This window comes from Acidobacteriota bacterium (assembly GCA_039028635.1).
GTDB lineage: Bacteria > Acidobacteriota > Thermoanaerobaculia > Multivoradales > JBCCEF01 > JBCCEF01.
On the sequence record JBCCHV010000008.1, the window covers coordinates 20,163 to 43,067 of the forward strand.

General features: G+C 66.2%; 15 protein-coding genes and 1 pseudogene. 1 reads left to right on the top strand and 15 read right to left on the bottom strand.

What is annotated here, in order from left to right; translation table 11 throughout:
* Positions 1-24: 24 nt before the first annotated feature.
* The 4 genes from AAF604_05250 to AAF604_05265 form a co-directional block, all read right to left on the bottom strand.
* Positions 25-3,618 (bottom strand): amino acid adenylation domain-containing protein, encoded by a 3,594-nt coding sequence (locus tag AAF604_05250; GenBank protein MEM7049041.1) that lies wholly within the window; start codon positions 3,616-3,618, stop codon positions 25-27.
* Positions 3,615-5,783, bottom strand: a complete 2,169-nt coding sequence (locus AAF604_05255; protein ID MEM7049042.1) for a CRTAC1 family protein — start codon at positions 5,781-5,783, stop codon at positions 3,615-3,617. Before AAF604_05255 ends, AAF604_05250 begins: the two co-directional genes overlap by 4 nt.
* A 143-nt stretch (positions 5,784-5,926) precedes the next feature.
* Positions 5,927-7,210 carry a hypothetical protein gene (locus AAF604_05260; protein MEM7049043.1) on the bottom strand — a complete coding sequence of 428 codons (1,284 nt, stop codon included), beginning with the start codon at positions 7,208-7,210 and terminating at the stop codon, positions 5,927-5,929.
* A gap of 55 nt (positions 7,211-7,265) precedes the next feature.
* On the bottom strand, positions 7,266-7,730 hold the full coding sequence (locus tag AAF604_05265) for an N-acetyltransferase (protein MEM7049044.1): 465 nt from the start codon (positions 7,728-7,730) through the stop codon (positions 7,266-7,268).
* Positions 7,731-8,870: 1,140 nt separating this feature from the next.
* On the opposite strand from AAF604_05265, the pseudogene AAF604_05270 reads away from it, so the two are divergent.
* Positions 8,871-9,512: pseudogene (locus tag AAF604_05270) on the top strand (right-handed parallel beta-helix repeat-containing protein).
* An 879-nt stretch (positions 9,513-10,391) separates the two neighbouring features.
* Here the strand turns inward: AAF604_05270 and AAF604_05275 are convergent.
* The 11 genes from AAF604_05275 to AAF604_05325 all read right to left on the bottom strand — a co-directional run bounded on the left by AAF604_05275 (position 10,392) and on the right by AAF604_05325 (position 22,862).
* On the bottom strand, positions 10,392-11,708 hold the full coding sequence (locus tag AAF604_05275) for an ATP-binding protein (GenBank protein ID MEM7049045.1): 1,317 nt from the start codon (positions 11,706-11,708) through the stop codon (positions 10,392-10,394).
* A 3-nt stretch (positions 11,709-11,711) separates the two neighbouring features.
* Positions 11,712-13,076: a sigma-54 dependent transcriptional regulator gene (locus AAF604_05280; protein ID MEM7049046.1), complete on the bottom strand. Its 1,365-nt coding sequence runs from the start codon at positions 13,074-13,076 to the stop codon at positions 11,712-11,714.
* A gap of 56 nt (positions 13,077-13,132) precedes the next feature.
* A complete protein-coding gene (locus tag AAF604_05285; protein ID MEM7049047.1) occupies positions 13,133-14,326 on the bottom strand; it encodes an FtsX-like permease family protein in 1,194 nt (397 codons plus the stop codon).
* 4 nt (positions 14,327-14,330) lie between these two features.
* Positions 14,331-15,575 (bottom strand): ABC transporter permease, encoded by a 1,245-nt coding sequence (locus AAF604_05290; GenBank protein MEM7049048.1) that lies wholly within the window; start codon positions 15,573-15,575, stop codon positions 14,331-14,333.
* Between the two features lie 8 nt (positions 15,576-15,583).
* A complete protein-coding gene (locus AAF604_05295) occupies positions 15,584-16,249 on the bottom strand; it encodes an ABC transporter ATP-binding protein (protein MEM7049049.1) in 666 nt (221 codons plus the stop codon).
* A complete protein-coding gene (locus AAF604_05300; GenBank protein ID MEM7049050.1) occupies positions 16,246-17,499 on the bottom strand; it encodes an efflux RND transporter periplasmic adaptor subunit in 1,254 nt (417 codons plus the stop codon). Before AAF604_05300 ends, AAF604_05295 begins: the two co-directional genes overlap by 4 nt.
* A gap of 167 nt (positions 17,500-17,666) precedes the next feature.
* Positions 17,667-19,778, bottom strand: coding sequence for a winged helix-turn-helix domain-containing protein (locus AAF604_05305; protein ID MEM7049051.1), 2,112 nt, complete (start codon positions 19,776-19,778; stop codon positions 17,667-17,669).
* A 445-nt stretch (positions 19,779-20,223) separates the two neighbouring features.
* Complete coding sequence (locus tag AAF604_05310) at positions 20,224-20,745, bottom strand: hypothetical protein (GenBank protein MEM7049052.1); 522 nt, start codon at positions 20,743-20,745, stop codon at positions 20,224-20,226.
* A 100-nt stretch (positions 20,746-20,845) separates the two neighbouring features.
* Complete coding sequence (locus tag AAF604_05315) at positions 20,846-21,652, bottom strand: hypothetical protein (protein MEM7049053.1); 807 nt, start codon at positions 21,650-21,652, stop codon at positions 20,846-20,848.
* 16 nt (positions 21,653-21,668) lie between these two features.
* Positions 21,669-22,421: a hypothetical protein gene (locus AAF604_05320; GenBank protein ID MEM7049054.1), complete on the bottom strand. Its 753-nt coding sequence runs from the start codon at positions 22,419-22,421 to the stop codon at positions 21,669-21,671.
* A gap of 99 nt (positions 22,422-22,520) precedes the next feature.
* Entirely contained in the window at positions 22,521-22,862 is a 342-nt protein-coding gene (locus AAF604_05325; GenBank protein ID MEM7049055.1) for a hypothetical protein, read from the bottom strand.
* Positions 22,863-22,905 lie beyond the last annotated feature (43 nt).

Genomic DNA, 22,905 nt, shown 5'->3' on the forward strand with positions numbered 1-22,905 from the left:
CAGTCGGCGCGGAAGCCTGAAAAATCAGCCCACGCCAACGGTGGCCGGCTCCGCAGCACCCGCCGTCCAGGCATCGTGCTGCCCGGCGGCCAGTCTTCCGATCAACCAGATGAAGGGCTCGGTGTGGCCGTCCAGAACGCAGGAGCCGGTGCAGACGCTCTCGAGAAGCCCCTGGACATCGCTCGAGCATAGGGCCGCGATGGCCTGAGGATTGGTGAGGCGCAGCGAGCAGAAGGGCGCCCCCGCCCTGGCTCCACCAGCTCCCAAGGTGACCTTGCCGGCCTCGATTCCGATCGAGATCGCCTCCCCTTCGCCGGCATCACCGAGCGAGATGGCGAGGCTCGGGGCTCGCACCGTGGCCGTCGCCAGGTCCGCCTCCAACTCGGCGCTGAATCTCTCGGCCCATTCCTCCAGACGAGCTCGTTCCCGCCGAGGATCGCTCGACGCTGCCGCTGGACGGCCACTGTCACCGGACTCGGCCTTCAAAGCCTGGTCGACCTCACGCTCGGCGTCGAGGAGAGCCTCGAGGGTCCTGTCGACATCCTCGCGGGTGTGAAACGCCGAGCAGATGAACCGCAGACGACCGCGGCCGCTCTCCACGATCGGGTAGGTCACGGCCGCCGTGTGAACGCCCCGCTCGTACAGACCGCGAGCCACCGCGTAGAGCCTGTCCTTGTCGGCGAAAAGCGGCGTGACGATCGGACCATCGCCGGTGCCGAGGTCGTAGCCGGCGTCGCAGAAACGCCGCCGCATGTAGCCGGTCGTATCCCAGAGCCGCTCGCGGAGCGCATCTTCCTCGCGCAGCCGACGCAAGGCGGCGAGGGCGGCCGCGATATCCGCCGGGCTCACCGAGGCCTGAAAGATGTAGGCCCGCGACGACGACTTCAGCAGGGCGACGTGCTCGGCGCTGGCGGCCACCACCCCGCCGAGGCTGCCGAGGGCTTTGCTGAGGGTCGTCATGATGAAGTCGACCTTCTCCGTAACCCCGCGAGCGGCGCAGAGGCCGGCACCTCGCGGACCGTAGAAGCCGAAGGAGTGGGCCTCGTCCACGTAGACCAGGGCACCGTGCTCCTTGGCCGTTCGCACGATGTCCGCCAGCGGTGCCGCCCCCTCGCCCATGCTGTAGACGCTTTCGATCACCACCAGAACGGTGCGGTCCGGCGCCACCTCGGTGCGCAAGACCGCTTCCAGATCTATCCGGTTGTTGTGCTGAAAGGTCCGAATCGTCGCCCCACAGAGTCGAGCGCCATCGACCAGCGAGGCATGACAGAGCTGATCCATCACCACCACATCGTTCTCGCCGAGCAGCGTTGCCACCACTCCCAGATTGGCGGTGTAGCCGGTGGGAAACAGGCAGGCGGCCGGCTTGCCGACGGTCGCCGCAAAAGCACTCTCGAACTCGAGGTGGAGATCGGTCACTCCGGAGGCCGCGGCGGATGTCCCCATGCCCGTCCCGAGCTGCACCAGGGCTGAGCCGGCGGTCGCGATGACCTCCGGATCTCTGTTGAGGCCGAGGTAGAGGTTGGTGGTCCAGATGATGGCGTCGCGCTCTTCTCGAGTCGCGGCGACGGCGACGGTGCCGCGGGTGGCGCTGCCGGTGCGGAGCAACTTGCCCGCGGGGTCGCCGCCGGAACGGCGCGCCAGCTCTTTGAGCTCGCGCACCAGGGTGCTCTTGTCGCTGGTCGACCAAGCGGCCGCCTTCGCCGCCAGAAACGGTGGATGGCTGGTCGCAAGCTGGGCCTGAAAACGCGCCAGGGAGGAATCCTTCAACGCCCTGCTCGAGTCGGGTATTTCGTCGCTTCCCGCCCTTGGGCCGAGGGCCAATTCGACCGCCGCCGCCGCCGTCGAGCCCTCGATGACCAGCGACGCCGGCAGCGACCGGCCAGTGATCACCGCCAGCCGACGTCCCAGCTCCACCGCCGTCAGCGAGTCGACGCCGAGATCCTCGAGGGGCCGATCCGCCGGCACCTGCTCGGCATCCCCCAGTCCCAGCAGGGTCGCGATCTCGCCCTGAAATGCTCTGAGAACCGCCACCGCAGGCTCGTCCTCCGACCGCTCGGAATCCTTCTCCACCTGGCGGCGAGCGGGGGCAAGGGGTGGCGGCTCCAAACTCGGCAGTCCTTGGCGGTCGAGCTTGCCGTTGGGCAGCCGAGGAAGCGCCTCGAGGCGCACCACGACCTGCGGCACCATGTATTTCGGCAGGCGCTCGCCGAGATAGGCACGCACCGCTTCCGGCGCCACCGCGTCGGCCCGCCCCACCGCGTACACCGCCAGACGCTCATGACCAGCATCGCCCGCCACCAGCGCCGCCGCGGCACCGTCCACCCCGGGCATCGACTCGAGGGTCGATTCGATCTCTTCGAGCTCGACCCGAAATCCCCGAACCTTGACCTGTTGATCGACTCGGCCCAGGAAATCGAGCGCGCCATCGGCCCGCCAGCGCGCCAGATCGCCCGTCTTGTAAAGGCGCTCCTCTGGAATCGCCACGCTCGGGCGGGGCTCGAGGAAGCGCTCCCTGGTGAGCTCCTCATCGTGCAGGTAGCCGCGCGCTAGCTGGTTTCCGGCCAGGTACAGCTCTCCCGCCACCCCGACCGGCACCGGCTTCAGGGACTCGTCGAGGACGTAGGACCGGGAGCCCGTCACCGGCTTGCCGATGGTGATCGTCTCGACGTCCTCCGGGACCTCCGTCGCCGTCGAAAAGACCGTGTCTTCGGTCGGCCCATAGAAGTTGAGGATGCGCAGCCCGGATTCGAGCCCATGGAGCCGCTCGACCAGCGACTTCTTGAGCACCTCGCCACCCAGAACGAGACACTTCAAACGCGGCGGCATGGGCCCCGCCACCAGCAACGCTTGGATCGCCGACGGCACCGTCATGCATGTCCGGACGCGCTGGGCCGCGGGCTGCTGCGGGAGCTGCAAGAGATTCTCCGCCAGCACCACCGTACCGCCCAGCGACAACGATCCCAGAATCTCCATGACCGACGGATCGAAGCACACCGAAGTCGTCGCCGCCACCGCCGATAGCTCGTCGTCATCCAGCAGCTCGCCGAGGGCCTGGCTCAACGCAACCACGCTGCGGTGCTCGACGGCCACCCCCTTGGGTCGCCCCGTCGAGCCCGAGGTGTAGATAACGTAGGCCAGATCCTGCGCCGAGGGCCCGGCGAACCCGGACTCCCCGTCCGCTCCGATCTCCTCGAAACACAGGGCTGGCGACCCCGCCGAGCCAAAGTCCACCGCCTTCTCATCGTCCACGATGACGGCGGCCGCGCCGGCGTGCTGCAGCATGTACCGCAACCGCTCCTGGGGATAGGCAGGGTCCAAGGGCACGTAGGCGCTCCCCCCTCGCAAGATCCCGACGAGGGCCGCCACCAGCTCCCAGGATCGGCCCATGCACACTCCGACCAGCGAGCCCGGCGCCACCCCTTGAGCCAGAAGTCCTCTCGCCACGGCGTCGGCACGATCCACCAGACGGCGGTAGGTGACCTCGGTTTCGCCATCGTGGATGGCGGTGCGCTCCGGGTGGGCAAGCGCTCGCCGCTCGAGCATCCTCGAGAGGGTCTCGTTCTCGTTTCGGGCCACCGTCGGCGAGGAGTCTCGCCCCCGGCGCGACGTCGTCATGCCCCCTCCTCCGGGTGAGGAGGCGATGCCTCCTGCGCCGGCTCTACCGTCTCTTTTCGGGAGCCCTTCGGGACGGCCGCCTGAGTGCTGGCAGCAGAGGCTCCACCAAGGTCGTCGGCACTCGCCACGAAACGCTCAGCGAGGCTCGGAGAGAGCAGGTCCCGGCTCCGCAACTGCTCCACGGTTTCGGTCAGGCAAGAGCGGTACAGCGCTCCGTCCAGCTTCGCATCGCAGGGAATCTCGGGAAAGACGATGCGCTCGCCAGCTCGCACTCCATGGAGGCGATTGACGATTCCGCCGGGCCACATCACCTCGACCGTGGCGGTCGCCGCCCGGCCCAAGCCAAAGAGTTGCTCCGGAGCATTCTGGGAGGCGAAGCTCGAACCACCGGTCACCGGACGCAAGGAGGTCCGGCCCCCTTGCGGAGTCACCCGAATGACGGCACCGACGCCATCGCGATTGACCCGACCCGCCGGCAATACGCCAACCATGCCCAGCAGCCGCACTTCGACCCAGTGGTTGTCGTTGCCGTTGTTGATCTCGACCGCCAGACGCCCGTCCGGGAAGTCGAGGCCATTCCAGGTGAAGGCACTCCGTCCCTCCGGCGCAAAGGCCTCGACGAACCAAGCGCTGGCGTCGAAGGGACTGTCGTAGTCGACCGGATAGGGCTGAAGGGGAACGTCATCCGGAATTCGGAAGGAGGAGGCGGTCACCAGATCGGGAAAGCCGTCCCGGTTGAGATCACCGGTGGCGCCCCCATGGACGTTGCGCCGGGTGTGGTCGACGGCGAGAGCCTCGAGATCGGCCTCGAAGTCGGCCGAGCAACCCGGGTTGAGGAGGACGGCTCCGGGATTGTCGGCGGTGATGGTGTGCATGGCGCCGTCCAGGCCACCGAAGAAGACCACGTCCGCATCGCCGTCGTTGTCGAGGTCCGGCGCCATCACCGACCAGCCGAAGGGCGTTGCCCGGAGTCCCCCGGGACCGGCGTCTTCGAAGGCACCGCGAGGGGTGCCGAAGAAAGCCCGCGAGGAGAGCTGCCCGCGGATGAAGGGCATGCCGATGGCCGAGAAGGCATAGTCGCCCATATTGGTGGCGAAGAAGTCCATGTGGCCGTCGCAGTTGAAGTCGGCGAAGGCGAAGCCCATCCAGGAAGTGCCCGGCAGGTCCGTGCCGACTCGATCGGTGACCGCAGTGAACTGACCAGTGCCATCGTTGTTGAGGACCTGGATCAATCCACGGCTCGCTTTTTCGGGCGGAATGCCACCCTGGTCGTCGGCCTGCAGCAGGTCGAGATCGCCGTCCTGGTCGTAGTCCACCAGGGCCAAAGCCCAGGTGACGGTGGCGGCACCGTCCTGCGGCGGCTGGAAGCCATTGAGGTCCAAAATGCCGGAGCTCGCGCTGACATCCCGGAACCGCAATCCGCCCTGATTCAGGAAGAGCTGATTCGGGTGATTGTGGTCCCAGGGCTCCTCCAGGGTGGCGACCCGGCGGCTCCAGTCGTAGGAGTTGGCGATCGCCAGATCGAGCAGGCCATCGCCGTCCACATCGCCCACCGAGCAGTCCGTGTGGCCGAAGTCACTTTCGCCCACGCCACTCTCGGCGGTGGCGTCCCGAAAGGTGCCGTCGCCGAGATTCTCGAACAACCGGTTGGGCTCCGAACGCCCGAGCACGACCAGGTCCGGGTCGCCATCGTTCTCCAGATCTCCGAAGCAGACGCCGGTGGAATCCTGCTCGATGGCGGCAACCCCCGCCGCCACGGCGACGTCTTCGAAGCGCAGCGTTCCGGTCTCTTCGAGTCGACTGGCGTAGAGACTGTTGGCGGCGCCGGGACCGTTGGTCACGTAGAGGTCGAGGTCGCCGTCACCGTCGAAGTCGAGCACCGCCACTCCCGGCGAGCCACGGGGCTTCTCCGGCGTGTCGACGATCAGCGGCATGGTGTAGCGCGGCTCGGTCTTGATCTGCTCGTAGGCCGCATTGGTCACCGACGGCACGCGCCTGTAGTCGATCCCGGAAGCTTCGTTCGCGGTCAAATCGAGGAACGTGACACCGGCCCCGTCGTCAGCGTCAGCCGGCAGATCCGCACCGGTCGTCGTCCGAGAAGGGCATCCGGTCGAGGCCAAGCCGACGAGGGCCGCGAGCAGAATCGTGGCGGTAGGGTGGAGCATGGGTCATCTCCCTTGGGCTGCGCTTGATGAATAGATTCATTCGAATCTTACTATATTTAGAGCACAGGCAATCCCGAGGCGAGGGCGCTCTTCGGGTCGAAACGACCGCGATCCTCGATGGATCCGAGAAAAATAGTCGGCCGTCAGGCCGGAGGCCGCGAGTCCACCTGGTGCCAAAGGGCCTGCACCAGCCCCCAGCCCACCAGGCCACCGAGCAGGGGCCGCCAGGGCTGTTCGGACAGCAGGTCGGTGACCGAGATCGACCAGAAGGCCGGGACCGGCTCGACAGCGGCACAGAACTGCACCGCGAAGCCGGCGATGAAAAGCAGTTTGAGGGCCACAGCGAAGAATCCTCCGCGCTTCAAGGCCTGCTCCGAAAATCCGGTCAGCGGCACCGTCAGGGCGGCCAGTCCCGGCACGATCAAGCGCGGCCCGAAGCCGCTGCCACCGCGCCAGTCGACCCACCAGGCACTGACCAGGAAGTAGGCCAAGAACGCGCCGCCAGCCCACAAGGACTCCGGCGAGCGGCCGCGGCGCGAGGCGACGACCGCCACCAGGGCGCCGACCACCAGCAGCGGCGCGAACCAAAGGGCTCCCCGCTCGGCATCGACTAGCAGACCCTGCACTCCCGCCGCCAGGGAGCCCAACCGATAGGGTTGAAAAGTGGCGAACGGCTCACCCACCAGCAGCAGGTTCTTGAGCCCGAAGAACACCGCGAAGGCGAGCGGCCCCAAGGCCAGGCGAGCCGCCGCCCGCGGACCGCGCCGCCAGACGGTGACCCCGATCACGGCCACCACCAACAGAAGACCGGTCTCTTTCATCGCCAGGGTCACCGCGAGCAGCACGGCGGCCAGCCAATAGCTCCTCGCCACCGTCGCGGCCACCGCCAGGGCGGCGAAGGCCCAGGTGTAGGGCTCGGTGAAGAAGGTGCGGCTGTAGAACCACAGCGGCGACGAGAAGTAGCCACCGAAGACCGCGATGGCCGCCAACCGCGCATCGTCGGTCCAGCGCCACAGGGTGCGATAGGCGACGACGAGAGCCACCCAGGTCAGGGTCAGGGTCAGCATGCCCAGCAGGATGTCGGGCGCGGCTCCGGGAGAGAGGAGCTGCTGGCCCCACAGCAGCGGCGCGGCCAGCAAGGGTAGCCCGACAGGGTGGCTGAAGACGACGCGATCCTCGACTTCGAGGAGGTGACGGTCGAGCTCTTGTCCGGCCCGTTTCTTACCCGCCCAGCGGGCCCCCGCGGCCACTTCATCGTAGTCGTCCCGCAGGTCGAAGTCGCCATCGACGGCGAGGGAGTGGGCCATCAAGGCGTAGTGCGGCTCGTCTCCTCCGATCAGCGCCGGCCGCACCGCGAAGGGCAGCACATGGAGGAGGAGCAGAACGACGAACAGTCCGCGGGGAAGGGCAAGCCGCTGCGGAGTCATGGCGTCGGAGCCTATCGCGCTCCGACGCCTCAAAATTGCTCCTGCCGAGATCCTCCTACAGGTGCTTCCAGAAGACGACCTTGTCGCCGCCGGCTTCGTAGAAGTCACGGATTCGCGCCTCCTCGACGTAGCCGTTGCGGCGATAGAAGGCCCGGGTGCGGGCGAGCTCCGGCGTGCCCATGGTCTCGACCAACAAGACGCGCGCTTGGCGCTGGCGCAGCCGGTCCTCGAGATAGGCCAGCATCGCGGCGCCGATCCCACCGCTCTGGCGCTGCGGCGAGACGCCGATCGCCAACAGGTTCCAAGTTCCGGAGGTCATGCGCTCGGGTTCACAAAAGCCAAAGCCGGCCACTTCACGGGCCAGCTCGGTGACGAACCAGAGGTCCGCCTTCGAGCCCTCCAGGTAACCGGCCATCATCGGCTCGAGCATCTCCGAGGGGAACAGCTCGGTGGCCTCGGCGATGATCTTGATCTGCGGAATGTCCTGCGCATCCGCCGGGCGGATGAGTCGCTCTGTCATGGGGTTCCATCCTCTCTTCCTGCCGCGGCGACAGGCCGCACGAATCCTGGGCCGGTCGACGACAGGCAGTCTTCCTGATCCAACGATGAGGTCCGAGGGTCGCGCCTCGCGGAGGGTGTTCCGCATCGCGACGCCTCTCGAGCACCGGGTCGGGGTCTAGGGATGGGTTCCAATCGTCTGCAAAAAGCCTCCAAGCATCTGGAAAGGAGGGAAGGCGGTTCTTCAGACCCTATCAAGCGGGCTCCAGGGACGCCCAGGCTCCAGGGTGGATGCCGCGAGGAGCACAGCCCCGGCCCCGCATGCAGGTGAGTCGCCGAGCGACATTCCTGCGCTAGGTGCCAGTAACGCCCCGCGGTTCCGAGCCCATCACGGACAACTCGCCATTTCGGCTCATCAGCACCACGGATCTGCATTCGAAAGGAAACGGTCGTGCCTCGCAAGCTCCACTCCATACCCTGCGCTGTCCTCCGCCTCGTGACCTTCCTGGGGCTCGCCTTGCTGCCGGCCACGGGCTGGGGCCAGGAGACCTTCTGGGTCGCCCCGAACGGCGACGACGACAACCCCGGCACTTCCGCCCTTCCGCTGCGCACCTTCGGGGGCGCCGTCGAGCGAGTGCGAGGCGTGCTCGACGGCAGCGGAAACGTGGTGGTGAACTTCCGCAGCGGTCGCTATGTCTTCGACCAAACGGTGGTCCTCGGCCCGGCCGATTCGGGCTCGACCCAGCAGGCGGTGACCTACCGCGCCGCGCCCGGGGCCCGCCCGGTGTTCACCTCCCTCGTGCCGGTCACCGGCTGGACCCCTTTCAGCGGCCCGGCGCAACGGGCTCCCTTGCCGGCCGGCGTCGCCCACCCTCGCTTCCTCCACGACGCCAGCGAAGGCTGGATGCCGCGCTCCGCGACCGCTGCCTTCGCAGCCGCCGAGACCGGCTTCTGCGTCGAGTGCACCTGGGACGACCCGGCCTTCCAGGCCAATAAGTCGAACCTGCGCTATCCGAGCACCTTCGCGGCACCGAACTGGGCGCGAGCCCGCCAGTACGACCTGCGCCAATCGCAGCACGCCTGGACCCAGGAGATCCTGCCGATCGCTTCCGTCAACCCCGCCCAGCGACGCATCTTCACCACCATTCCGGCCCTCTACGAAATGCGCCGGGACACTTCCGAAGAGGACATTCCGAACCGCAATTGGGTGCTCAACAGCCTCGAAGGCATCACCGAGCCCGGCGAGTGGGCGAGCCTCGACGGCTACCTCTATCTCTGGCCACGCAGCGGCACCGACGACCTCGCCGTGCCGCGGCTGGTCGAGCTCGTCAGAGTCGACGAAGGCACCGTCGACGGCAACGCCGCGATCACCGCTGCGGTCGAGAACCTGCACTTCGAAGGCATCACCTTCACCGGCGGTGACTTCTACGTCATGCAAGCGCAGGACGCCACCGTGCAGCACGACTGGGCGGTCGTCGACCAGGCCACCGCCTTGCTGCGCTTGCGCAATGCCCGCAACAGCTCCGTGCGTCGCTGCACCTTCGAGAAGAGCGGCAGCACCGGCCTGCGCCTCGACCGCTACGCCCAGAACATCGTCATCGCCGACAACACCTTCCGCCACCTCGGACGCGAGGCGATCGTGTTTTCGGGCCGCGCCCCGAGCCGCGGCGACGTGCACCGCAACAACACCATCCGCCGCAATCACATCTCCTACACCGGGCGCGAGAAATGGACCGCTCCGGCGATCGTGATCGATCAGAGCTCGAACAATCTGATCGCCTCCAACTACATCGAAGAAACCGACTTCAGCGCCATTGTCCTGACCGCGCCACGGCAGCTCGCCATGCTCTCCCACGGCGAAGCGGAGGGACCCGCCGTCAGCACCGTGCGCGAGTTCCACTACCAGGACATCCCAACCTCGGTGGCCGACTTCGTGGCCGACTACGGAGACCTCGGAGCCGGATCCCGAGAGGCCATGCAGTTCGTCTACAACCGCGACAATCGCGTCGTCGGTAACGCCCTGGTCAACACCTGCAAAGGTCGCGGCTACCTGGTCAACGGAGACATCTACGTTTCGGGCTTCCAGCGCCACGGCACCAACGTCATCGAGCGCAACTACATCCACGATCGCCGCGACTTCGAGCAGAACAACATGGCCTTTTACAGCGACAGCGACGAGGACAACTGCGAATACCTCGGCAACATGGTCTACGGCGTCGAGATCGGCGACGCACCGGCGGGCTTCCCCCTCTTCCTGACCCTGGCGCAGTGGCCCGACAGCGAGCCCGATACCCCCAGCGGTCGAATCCTGCTGCGCGCCAACGCCACCTACGGCTCCACCTTCGCCAGCCACATCGAGGGCGAGTATCTGCAGCTCGAGGGCAACGTCGTCGACGGCGTCGGAGCCCAGGCCGCCTTCACCGATCTCTACCGCCAAATGGTGACGACCCTGTGTCCGGATCCCGCCATCCCAGGCAGCCCATGGCCCGGCGCCGCCGTCATGCGAGACCACCTCGAGACCGTCCTCGACGATCTCGGTGGCAGCTCGCCGGGCTGCGACCGGATCTTCGCCGACGGCTTCGAGTCAGGAGATGTCGAGGCTTGGTCGGGAAGCGGCGGCCTTGCCGCCGCCGGGCCCACTCGGGCCCGGTCGCAGGTTGCCGACGAGTTTTTCAGCAACCTGCTAGCGACCGCGCGGTACCCGCATCAGGAAACGGGTGCGGCCGTCCTGCGCCGGCTCGAGGCCGAACTCGAAGCCGTGCTTGCGCAGCACCTCCTTGGCGAGGGTCAACCCCAGGCCCTGGCCCTGCTCCTTGGTGCTGAAGAACGGGCTGAAGAGCTGGCTTTGGATTCCGGGGTCGAGACCACAGCCATCGTCGAACACCTGCAGCTCGACGAGCTGACGGTCGACCCGCAGATGGATCTCCAGGGTGCCGTCGCGGCCGATCGCTTCGATGGCGTTCTTGACGATGTTGATCAGGACCTGCTCGATCTGCTCGCGATCGAGGGCCACCTCGGGAGTGGTCTCGGCGCCGCTGCGCAGCCAGCGAATGGAGCGCTCCTCGCAGGGCACCCGGAACATCACCTCGAGAGCCGCCACCAGCTCTTCGAGGCGACAGGGCCGGAGATCCGGCTCGGGCAGCTTCACCACCTGGGCGAAGTCACTCATGAAGCGGTTGAGGCTCTCGTTGCGCTCGATCACCACCCGCAGAGCATTGGAATAGTCGTCACGGTCGGCGGCCCCGATCTGCGGCGCATAGGTGGCGCAGGACTGCAGCAGTGAGTTGGTCGCGGCGACCGTGTTGTTGACCTCGTGGGACATCAGGCGGATGAGCTTTTCGTAGGCGGCTCGTTCCGAATCGTCGATCACCCGGGTGAGCTCCTCCAGCACCAAGAACTGGCGCGAAAAGCCGCGGTCGACGAAGGCCATTTTCTCGAGCCGCAGGCGCCGCACGCTGCGCCAGGTGAGCAGCCGCCGTTCGCCCACCGCCAGCTTCGTCATCTCGCCGGCGAGGCCCGAGGGCAGGCGGGACAGCTCCTGCCCCATCAACTCCGCGCCATCGACCTCGAGCAAGCGTTCCGCGCTCGGGTTGACCAACGCGACGCGCCCGTCATAGTCCAGAATGACCACGCCCAAGGGGGAGGCGTGGACGAAGCGCTCGAGAAAGCCCCGCTGCTCGCCGAGCCGCTGGCGTTCCTCGTAGAGGGTGCTCAGCATGCGGTTGTAGAGGGCGATGAGCTGATCCATCTCCTTCTGCCCCACCGGCGAGAAACGCACCGCGAACTCGCGCTCGTGGAGCAGATCGGAAAAGGAGCGCACGAACTCCAGCGGCTGCAGCGAGCGCCGCGCCAACCAAATGCCGAAGGCCCAGGAGATCACCACCGCCGCCTCGATGGCGAAGAACCACAGGCCGAGGGCCGAGTAGTTCCAGGCGGTGATCACCAGAATCACCAGGTGGATCACCGCCAGGTGGGCGAAGTAGCTGCTGCGCAGGCGCATCGGTCAGGCCGACAGACCGTGCTTTTCGAGGCGCCGGTAGAGGGCCGCCCGACTGAGACCGAGATCCGCCGCCGCCCGCGAGATGTTGTTGTCGTGCCGCTCCAGGCTCTTTTCGATCATCAGCTTCTCGACCTGATCGAGGGTGAGGTGATCCCAGCCGCCGACGGGCCTCGCCGTCGCCACCTCTTCAACCACCTCCGGGTCGACGAAGTCTTCGCGCCGCAGGCGGCGGCGCCCGGACATCAGCACGGCCCGCTCGATGGTCTGCCGGAGCTGGCGCACATTCCCGGGCCAGGGCAGGCTCTGGAGCCAGCGATAGGCGCCGTCCTCGATCACGATCTCGTCGCTGCCATAGAGCTCACGCACCCGCCGCAGATGGTGGTAGGCGATCTTCGCGATGTCGCTACGGCGCTCGCGCAAGGGGGGCACTCGCAGGGTGATCAGGTTGAGGCGGTAGAAGAGATCCTCGCGAAAGGTCTCTGCCTGCACCATTTCGGCGAGATCGCGATGAGTGGCCGAGATGACCCGCACATCGGTCTGCTCGGTCGCCGACGAACCGACCTTCTGAAAAGTCCGATCCTGCAGCACCCGCAGCAGCTTGACCTGCGACGATTTCTCGAGATCACCGATCTCGTCGAGGAAGATGGTGCCGCCATCGGCGAGCTCGAAACGGCCCTGGCGGTCGCCCTTGGCATCGGTGAAGGCACCCCGCACGTGGCCGAACATCTCGCTTTCGAAGAGCGACGCCGGAATGCCCCCGAGGTTGACCTTGACGAAGGCCTGGGTGCTGCGCCGGCTGTTGCGGTGGACGGCATCGGCGATCAGCTCCTTGCCGGTGCCGCTCTCGCCGAGGATCAACACCGGAGCATCGGTGGTGCAGACCCGCGCCACCCGGTTGAGCAAACGCACGACGGCCGAGTGCTCGCCGATGATGTCGCTGAAATCGAAGGCTTCGTCGAGCTCGTCGCGGCTCTCGCCCGCACGGTCCTCCTCTTGCGCGAGGGAGAGGGCGGTGCGCACCACCTGCAGCAGGTGCTGGTTGTTCCAAGGCTTGGTGACGAAGTCCGAAGCACCCGCCTGGATGCCCTTGACGGCGAGCTGGATCGAGCCCCAGGCGGTGATCAGAACCACCGGCACACGGGGCGCTCGCCGCCGAATCTCGGCGAGCAGCTCGAGCCCCTCTTCGCCGGACGTCCGGCGCGAGAAGTTCATGTCCTGGAGGACCAGCGAAACGCGCTGCCGATCGAGGACCTCGAGGGCTGCCGCCGGGCCGTGGGCGAGCTGCGACGGCAGGCCGGCCTGCTTGAGGAGCAGCGACAGAGAGGCGGTGACCGAGCGATCGTCGTCGACGATCAGAATCGGCGCCATGGGTTGCCCGGCATCACTCACGAAACGACCATACCAAGCACAGCATTCGCAACCGCTCACTCATAGTGCAGCGCTTCGGCCGGCGACGGCCGCGAAGCCAACCAAGCCGGATAGAGAGAGCAGATCCCGGCCAAGGCGAGAAGGGTCACGAGACCGAGGCCCATGCCCGTCAGGGAGGCTCGCCAGTCGAGGGCCGGAAAGGCTCCGGTGACCGGAAACTGGATCGCCACCACGCAGGCCACCAACGAGGCGAAGACCGCGATGGCCAGCGTCTCGACCACAATCAAATGGTAGATGCGACCTTTCGGGGCACCGAGGGCACGGCGCAGACCGAGCTCGTCGGTGCGTCGAGTCACGCTCTGCCAGAGAACACCGAACAGACCGAAGGCCACCATCAGGAGCAAGAAAGCGGCGATCCAGAAGGCCACCATCAAGGGCAGCACCATCTCGCGAATGCGATCCGCCCGCAGACGCTCGAGGGGCGTGACGGTCACGCTCCAAGTATCGGCCTCGGCCCCCACCAGCTCCTGCAGCTTCTCTTCGAAGGACACCGGCGTACCGGCCTTGAGGCGCACCTGAAGGGTCGAGATGCCTTGGGTGAGGTCCTCTTTCGGGAAGCGAGCGATGAGGTAGGGCCGTACGGCGCCCAGCTCACCCTGCTGACGAAAAGCACGGAAGACTCCGACGGCGATCCAGCTAGGCCGCTCTTCGGAATCGTCCCGCAGTCGAATATCCCTTCCGGGCTCGAATCCTCGCGGAAAGATCGCCGCCGCCACCTGCTGGTCGATGAGGACCGGAATGCGATCCGGAGTCGCGTCCGTTTCGGCGAAGAACCGTCCTTCGAGAAGCTCGACACCGAAGTCTTCGGGGGCACCATCGCTCATCCAGTTGACGTTGACGCCGACCTGCCGCTCATCGAGCCCGACGCTGGTGCGCCAGGCCCATTGGCGGAAGGGGGGAAAGGAATGGTGCACCCATTCCACTTCGGGCTGATCCTCGAGAGTCGACACCAGTGCCCGGGCCCGCCGGCCGTCCTCCTCGGACCAGGATTGCCCGACGAGGGCCTTGCTGGGCAGGATCTCGAGAGTGTTGCGCCATTCGAAGCCCAGCGGCTGATTCCAACGATGCAGGAAATGGGCTCCGACGGCGGCGATGAAGAATACGACCAGAAACGCCAGGGCGAGCTCGGCGATGATCAGGGCGTTGGCCCGTTTGCGGTTCCAGATCAGCTTGAAAACATGCATCAACATGGGCTCATCCTCCTCGCAGCGCTTTCACCGGGTGGAGTCGCGCCATCTTGAGCGCGGGATAGACACCGGAGACGAGGCCGAACACCAGCATCGCCAAGAGGGACAGGCCGAAGACCCCGAGATCGATCTCGAACTCGGCATAGGGAATCATGCCGCTCTCTTCGACCAGCCAGAGAAAAAGCCTCCCGAGGAGGTAGCCGAGGCCGCCGCCGAGCAATGAGAGCACCAGGTTCTCGATCAGAAACTGTCCCACCAGATCCCGGGACGACGCTCCGAAAGCGCGCCGGACGCCGATCTCCGAAGATCGCTCGAGGATTCGGCTGACGTTGAGATTGATCAGATTGATCGAAGGCAACAGCATGAACAGCAGGATGCCGCCGATCAGCACCGCCACCAGTTGCCCGACACCGCTGTCGCGTTCATTGCGCCGGTCGAGCAGCTCCCGGGCCAGCGACGCGAGCTTGCTGTTGGCCGGCGCCGAGGCGAGCTGAAAGGTCTCCGGGTCGTCGTGGACAAAACTCTCGAAGGAGGTCCACACCTCCTTTTCGATCACCGGCAGGCGAGAGCGGTCCTCGGCATAGAGAAAGACGTTGAAGGACCCCATCCAATCGCGCCGAAAGTTGCTCGACGGCAGCGTCGAGAATGGAATCCAGATCTCGGAGAAGGCATGGCGACGCAGCACCGGCACGTCGGCGACCACGCCGATGACCTCGAAGCGTTGTCCATTGGCGACCAAGGACCGGCCGAGAGCGTCGGCGCTGCCGAAGATGTTCTCGGCGGTGGTGCGATTGAGCACCGCCACGAAGCGCCCCTGCTCGACGTCGTCCGAGGAAATACCGCGACCGCTCAGAAACTCGAACTCCATGATCTTCCAAAAGTTGGCGTCGGTGGCCGCGATCTGAGGCATCAGCTTGCGCCCGTCGACGAACACCGTACCTTCCGACGAGCGCTGCACGAAGGCCACCAGGTCCGGTTCCTGAAGCGGCAGGAAATGGCGCTCGATCATGCGATAGCCGGGACTCGAGTGCCAGTTCTGGCTGCCGTCCTCGGCGGCGAGCTCGGCGTTCTCGACCGCCAGGTAGTGGTCGCTCCGGCGTTCGACGCCGATCGGCTGGAGGAGGTTCTGCAGCAAGGCGAAGACCACCGTCAGAACGCCGATCGTCAGAGCGATCGCAAACAGGTTGACGAAGGTGAAGAACTTGCGCCGCAGCAGCACCTTGTAGGCGGTGAGGAGATAGTTGCGCAGCATGGGATGAGCTAGGCCACCAGACGGCCGTCGAAAATGCGAATGGTGCGCTCCGTCTGGCGAGCCTTCTCGGGGTCGTGGGTGACCATGACGATGGTGGTGTTCTCGTCGCGGTTCAATCCTTCGAGAATCGCCATGATCTCGTCGCCCATGTGACTGTCGAGATTGCCCGTCGGTTCGTCCGCCAGCAGGACCCGCGGCGCCGCGACGATCGCCCGTGCGATCGCCGCGCGTTGCTGCTGCCCGCCGGAAAGCTGCGTCGGGAAGTGGTCGACGCGCGACGTCAGGCCGACCCGCTCGAGCGCTTGCAGCGCCTTGCGCCGCCGCTCCTGCCGCGACAGGCGCCGGTAGAGCAGCGGGATCTCGACGTTGTCCGCCACGCTGAGATCCGGAATCAAATGAAAGCTCTGGAAGACGAAGCCGACGAGCTTGTTGCGCAGCGCGGCGAGTCTCCGATCGCCGAAATCGGCCACCCGCTCGCCAGCCAAGCGCACCTCGCCTTCGCTCGGCGCATCGAGCAATCCCATGAGATTGAGCAGAGTGCTCTTGCCACAACCGGAAGGCCCCATGATGGAGACCATTTCTCCGGTCTCGATGGTCAGCTCGACGCGATCCAGGGCCAGCGTTTCGATACGCTCCGAGCGATAAATCTTGCTCACATTCTTCAGTTCGATCATGACTCTCCCTTGACGCGCACGCGTTGCAAGTGATCGATGTCTCGGGTGTCCGAGAGAATCACCTCGTCGCCCTCTTCGAGGCCGGCGAGGACCTGGACCCGTTGCGGGCTCGCCATGCCGAGCTCGACCTCGGTGCGTTCGGCGAAGCCGTCTACGATTCGATAAACGATCTGGCGACCATTGCTGCCGATGGCGGGACCGTTCTTCAGACCCAGACCGTCGGCCACCCGGCCGGTGACCACCTCGACGTCGACCCGCAGCTGCGGCCGGAGGCCCGAGTGGCTGGGGTCCTCGAGATCGACCTGCAGCTTCATCTGGCCTCCCTCGACGGTCGGCAGGATCGCCGCGACCTCGCCTCCCAGGGTGATTCCGCCGGTCGAGACCTCGACCGGCAAGCCCGACCGCAGGGTCGAGGCATAGAAGTCCGAGACCTGGGCTTCGATCCGGAAGGTCGAGAGGTCGGCGAGACGAGCCAAGGCGGCACCGGTAACCGCCCGGGTCCCGACGTCGTCGAGGACCCAGGTCACCACTCCGGCACGCGGTGCCCGCACCGTGCAACCGGCAAGCTGGCGCTCCTTTTCCGACCGCTGGCCGCGCAGAATCGCGGTCTCGAGATCGATCCGCTCGAGCTCCGTCTCGGCGCTCTCGGCGGCGTGGCGCATGGCGCGCTCGAGCTGAGCGATCTCGACCGAGGTGCGAGTGACGTCGAGCTCCGCCTCGTAGAGCTGATCGCCGGAGATCACCCCCGCCGCCGCCAGGGTCACGAACCGAGTGTGCTTGGTCTGCCGACTCTCCAGATCGATCTTGAGGAGCTCCAGGCGCGAGCGCGAGGCATCCTGGGACTCTTCGAGCCGCAGGCGCTCGGCGCGCCGCAGGTTCTCCTTGAGGGCGAGCTGTTCTCGCAGCTCGGCGATCTCGAGCTCGAGGCCACGACCGTCGAGGCGCACCACCGCCTGCCCGGCGGTGACCTCGGCCCCCACCGGAGCCAGCACCTCGAGCACCTCCGAGTCGACCAGAGCCGATAGCACCTGCTCTTCCAGCGGCACCACCTGGCCCGCCGCCGAGATGCTCGCCGTGACCTCGCCGCGCTCGACCCGAGCGGTGCGAATCGCCTCGCGGTCGATGCTCGGCCGGATCCAAGATCGCAGGCCGAAGACGGCGACCAGAAAAGTCGCCACGATGGCCAACCCCGCGAGGCGGCGGCGACGGCTGCGACGGGCGAGATCGGCGGCGGAGAGGGCGCGGTCCATACCCGGTGACAGAGCAGGACCGATGCCAACCCCGGCGAGCAACCGGGAGAACCGGGCAAAGCGCTACAGATCAAACACTTGCAAGGGTCTCACCGACAAGGTGACCAGCTCCTGGAGCTGTTCGAAAGCGGACAGTCGCCAAGACTACGACCGAAGGCGGACAGCCCCTAAAGGCCCTCGAGGTCGACGGTCATCAGCTCGTCGTCGCTGTGGTCGATCATCGCGAACAGCAGCGACCGGCCGTCGGCCGAGAGAGCGAGGGCATTGTGGAAGGGGATCTGTTTCTCCGGCTGGAGGACGATCCGGGGCTCGCCGACCTCGCCGGAAGACGACGTGAACGGGATCAAGACGATCGCCGCCGGACCGCGCTGCACGTAGTAGAGGCCGCGCTCACCGACCACCCAGCTTCCCCAGTCCCAGAGCGCCAGGTTGTTCACCACCGGCTCGCCGACATCACGACCGCCATCGCGAGGGATGCGCCAGATCCCCGGCTCCGTCGGCCGCACATAGAACAGGTGGCGACCGTCCGGCGACTCCTGGCCGAGAAAGCCACCCTCGAAGGTCACCTGGGCGGCTTCGCCGCCAGCGGACGGCATCGACCACAGATCCCATTGCCCGCTACGGTCCGAGGCGAAGTAGAGTCGCCGCCCGTCGCGAGAGTAAGTGCCATTGCGCTCCTCCGAGACTTCGTCCGTCAAACGGCGAGGATGACGGCTGCTGCGATCGACCGTCCAGAGATCGCCGTGGCCCTCGGCGGCGGCATCGAAGACCAGGTCCCGACCGTTCGGAGACCAGGCGGGAGAGCCCGGTCCGGGGCCGGCGAAGTCCGTATGCCGGATCAGCTCACTGCCGTCCCGACGCCCCGACCAGAGCTCCCGAGAGCCGGTTCGATCGGAGATGAAGGCGACCAGATCTCCCTCCGGAGACCACGCCGGTTGCTCCTCGCTACGCGTCGAAGGCACCCGCTGAACGGCCTCGCCGGCGGCCAGACCCGAATCGTCGAGGGGCAGCTCCCAAAGATCGACCGAATCGCGAAAGGTGCGGTACACCAGCCGGCCACCGGTGCGCGCCACGCTCGGCTGCGTCACCCAGCTGTCGTGAATCGGCAGCGGCTCTGGCTCGCCGCCGGCCAGCGGCACTTTCCAGAGCCGGTAACGCCCCGAACGGTTGGAAGCGAACAACACCGCGTCGCCTGCCGAGCTCCAGTCCAAACCGCGGATGTGCCCCCAGCGATGGGAGGTCAGGAGGCGAGTGCCGCCATCGACCAGGGAAACGACGGCGACGTCCTGACGGTTGGGTCCGAACTCGCGTTCGAAGGCCAGATGCCGACCATCGGGAGAAAACCGCATCTCGATGTCGCCTCGCATCTCCGCGGCCGGATGGGTCAACTGCCGCACCTCACCGGTCGCCAGCTCGAGTAGAAAGAGCGCCCTAGGTCCCGGCGCGGCAGGGTCCGGATCCGGCGCCGCGAAGGCACTGAAGGCCAGCTGGGCACCATCCGGCGACCAATCCAGCGACCGCATTCCGGGCCAACAGTCGCCGAGGCGCTCCTCGACTCCACCGACGATCGGCAGGCTGTAAATTCCGCACGCCGAGGCCTGTGCCGAGCGCACGAAGGCGAGCCGCAAGCCGTCCGACGACCAGATCGGTTGCCGTTCCGGATCCGCGCTCTCGGTGACCCGCACCGGGCTGCCGTCACCGACCGCCTGCAGCCAGATGTCGAAGCTCTCGCCGTCGGGCTCCTGCCAGGCGAAGGCCACATAGCGCCCATCGGGCGAAAGGCGCGGCCCGAACTGCTTTCCCGGCAGGGTCACCTCGGGACGAATCTGCGCCACCGAGGCCATCGGCGCGGGCGAAGACGCCACCAGATCGCACCAGAGCTCCCAGATCACAAGGGCCGCCACCGCCAAGGTCACCGCGCCAGCAGCCAGCAGCCAGCGTCGCCGCCGAGCCGGCGCGCCATCGGCCACCGGGGCCTGCGGCTCCGGGGAAGGCGATGCCACCTCGGCGACCTCGTCCGACAGCTCCGCCGAGGAAACCGGAACCGCCTCGACGGGCGCCACCAGCCGATATCCGGTACGACTGATGGTCTCGATGTAGAGCGGCCGGTGGCGATCGTCGCCGAGCGCCTTGCGCAGACGGGAGATCGCCTGGGAGAGGGAGTTCTCGTGCACGAAGGCACCGTCCCAGACTTCGTTCAGCAGCTCGTCCCGGGTTCTCACCTCACCCGGTTGGACCGCCAGCGCCACCAAGACATCCAGCAAACGGGGATCGAGCATTCGGACCGTCTCACCCGAGACGATTCGCCGTCGCCGCGGCTCGACCCGCCACTCCCCAAGATAGAAACCTTCGCGCCTCAGGCGCTCTGAGGCGGCGGTGGACTCATCGGTCGAGGCCGCCCACTCCACGGGCTCGATACGCCCGGTCAACCGCTGGTCACTCACAATTCAAGTCCCCGGTCAGGTCTCGAGCACCGGATCCCCACCGGCTCCTTCCTCCGGTACTACAGACGCCCCGGGTGCGAGTCTACAACCAGCGATCGGGCTCGAGGACCGGCGACGGCCGACCGAGGATCCACTACCCGGATCCTCGGCCATGGCCGCAGCCAGCGGCGGACCGCTACGGCTTCATCGACCGGGAGGCTGCCGAAAATCCCCTTCCGCAGCCCCCCGCGAGCCTATGAGGGCTCGCCGGCGACGTCGACATTGAGAGTAAAGGGCGGCCTCATCCCCGCCCCCAATTGCCGCCGCCCTTCGGGACGAAGATGTCGCCCCGGGCGTACTGCGCATCACCGTGAAAGTGACAGATGAGCCCCGCATGGTTTATCCCGACGACCACACGATCGCGGTAACAGGTGGGCAGGAAGCCCTCTCCCGCCGTGCACTGAACGGTCCACATCAGGCCCTCGACTCCGACCTCGTAGTTGGTGAATCCGCGGTCGTTCATGCCGTGCCAAGGGATGATGTTCGTGGCGACGAACTGGACGATCTTCGTGATGAACGAGTCCGAAAGGCTGGTCGAAACGAAGTCGCGCGTTCCCCCTCCGGAGCGCCGACGGCAGACATCGACCGCCTGCTCTTCGCTGAGGTTTTTCTCGACACTGTGGCGCCCCCTGAACTCGGAGGTCACGAGCTCCTTCCAGTTGCCATCGGAGGCCTGCTTCTGCCAGAAACTGATCAGGTAATGCTTGACGTAGTCTGCGTAGTCCTCGGACTCGAAGTAGTTCAACAACTCGCGTTGATTCATGCTCTCTCCTTTCTAGAGGAAATCAACCCATCGGGCTCTTTCCAAGAGAGTGCACCAGGCTTGCGAGGATAGCCATGAGTCTCGCTCTTCGACTTCCCTCTTACAGGTTGCCGACCTGTGAGACCAAGCCCTTCAGCGTGGAAACAATCCCCATGATGCCGCCGACGATGTAAACGATGCCCCAGATCACCGTCAATATGCCGACCACGATGGCGGCGACGCTGTCGGTGATGCTCACTACGAAGAATGGCGGAAAGCTGAGCAGAAAGCTGACGATGATCATCGCCAAGAACGAAGTCGCCACCAGGGCGACGAAACCGCAATTGATCAGAAAGCGCCATTGGGCCACCACGATGGCGATCGCCAGAACCACCTTCAAAAACATCAAGAGACTCAAGATGGCCGCCGCCTCGCCGGTCGCGAAGTCGGCATAGAGAACCATGTAGGCGATCGTGCCGAAGGGGACCGCGAGCAGGAGACCGAACATCAGCACGACATTGGCCACGGCCTTGAGAATAGAGATCAACGCCAGCACGATCGCCACGATCCCCAGGATGAGCGACACCACCCCTTGCGCCATGGCGAGCAGCCGCGGCGGTAGAACGAGCGGCAGGGTGAACAGCAGGATGGTGGTCATCACCAACAGGTCGAGCGGCGCCAGAGACGCCACCGCCAGACCCGGAAGATCTTCGCCATCGCTCGACAACAAGCTCTCGAGGCCTTGGAAGTCCGAGGCGGGCTCCTCGTCCTGCGACGACCGGGAGGGTTTCTCGCCGCGGACGAGCTCGACCACCTGATCGCCAAAGGCCCGAAACGCACTCACCCAGGGTGCGACGGAGGCGCCCGTCTCGACAAAGACGACGAGCACAGCCGCGATCAAGGCGACGATCAGGGCAAGGGTTCGCATGCCGGCCGAAATGCGCTCAAGCTGCGTCGCGTGGCGCTGCCGGGGGAACGAACGGTCCTTCCGTCACCGCCTCGACCGTCGCCGAGCACCACGGGCTCAAGGAATAGCCCTGCTGGACCGCCTGATAGAGCACCCAGGGGCTCTCCCGCGACAGCCAGTCGAGCATTGGCCGCTCTCGAGCCTGCGCAACCTCGCGAGCGATCTGGTCGAGATTGCTCCTCCTCGCCTCCTCGGTCTCGCCGATGCCGTCCTCGCCGTCGTAGGGGTGGATGTACTGCAGTACCAGGTGCACACCGCCGGAGCCGGTCTCCTCGGCCGCCAGGACAGTGCCCCCCAGCTTGATGAAGGGACCGAACTGCGCCGGATCCCAGCCCCAGGACACCTTCTCGAGCCGTACTCCCTTCACCGCCAAGTAGTTGAGCGCATCGGCCAGCCGCATTCCCGCGCAGGCCGTGTGTGAAGGCGGCGCGATGGTCGCATAACGTTCCAGCTCATCGGGCAGGGCGTTGGCCAGGATCTCTGGCAGCTCTTCCTTCAGGCTCTCGAAGGTGTTTTTCTCCATGCTGGAAGCGCTGCCAAAAAGACGCAGAATGAAAGGCTTGTCCATCTCCTTCTGGATCTTTTCGCGGCCATCGGAGATCTTCTTCCGCACCACCTTCATGGCAGCGCCCATGGCTCCGTCATCGCGAGCCAAACCAAAGGTCGTGCTGAACAGGTAGAGCACCACCACCAGCGCCAAGAAGATCTGGACCTTCCTCTGCCGACTCACGGCGGAACCTTCAACGCGCCCGATGAGATGGCGAGGAGGCGAGCCTGCCCAGGCCAGCGAGCGGCCACGGCGCTCGAGCGGCCGACACCCGAAACCACCTCAAGCGTTGGCATGGACAAACACCTGCCCAGGAAAACGCACTCGATACTTGGTCGCGCTGGGAGGCGTACCGTCCGTCCCACCGACGACCGTGTCGAGGCACGCCGGCTTCCCCGCGATGCGGACGAGCCCGGATTTTCCCTGTTCCACCGCCAGGGTTCGGGCGCAGGGCTTGATGGTTGGGGCCACGTTCGTGCAACCGCCGATTCCCTTGCTCCCCGGATCGTTTCCCACCAGCACGGGAACTCCGGCAATTCGAACCAAGGACTGCGACGCAGAGAGTGCCACCACGCCGGTGGCGTGATCGCAAGACAACAGAGCGATCCGCGTCAGAAGCTTCATCGGCGCCCCTCCTTTCGCGCCCCCACCAACGTCGGGATGAAGG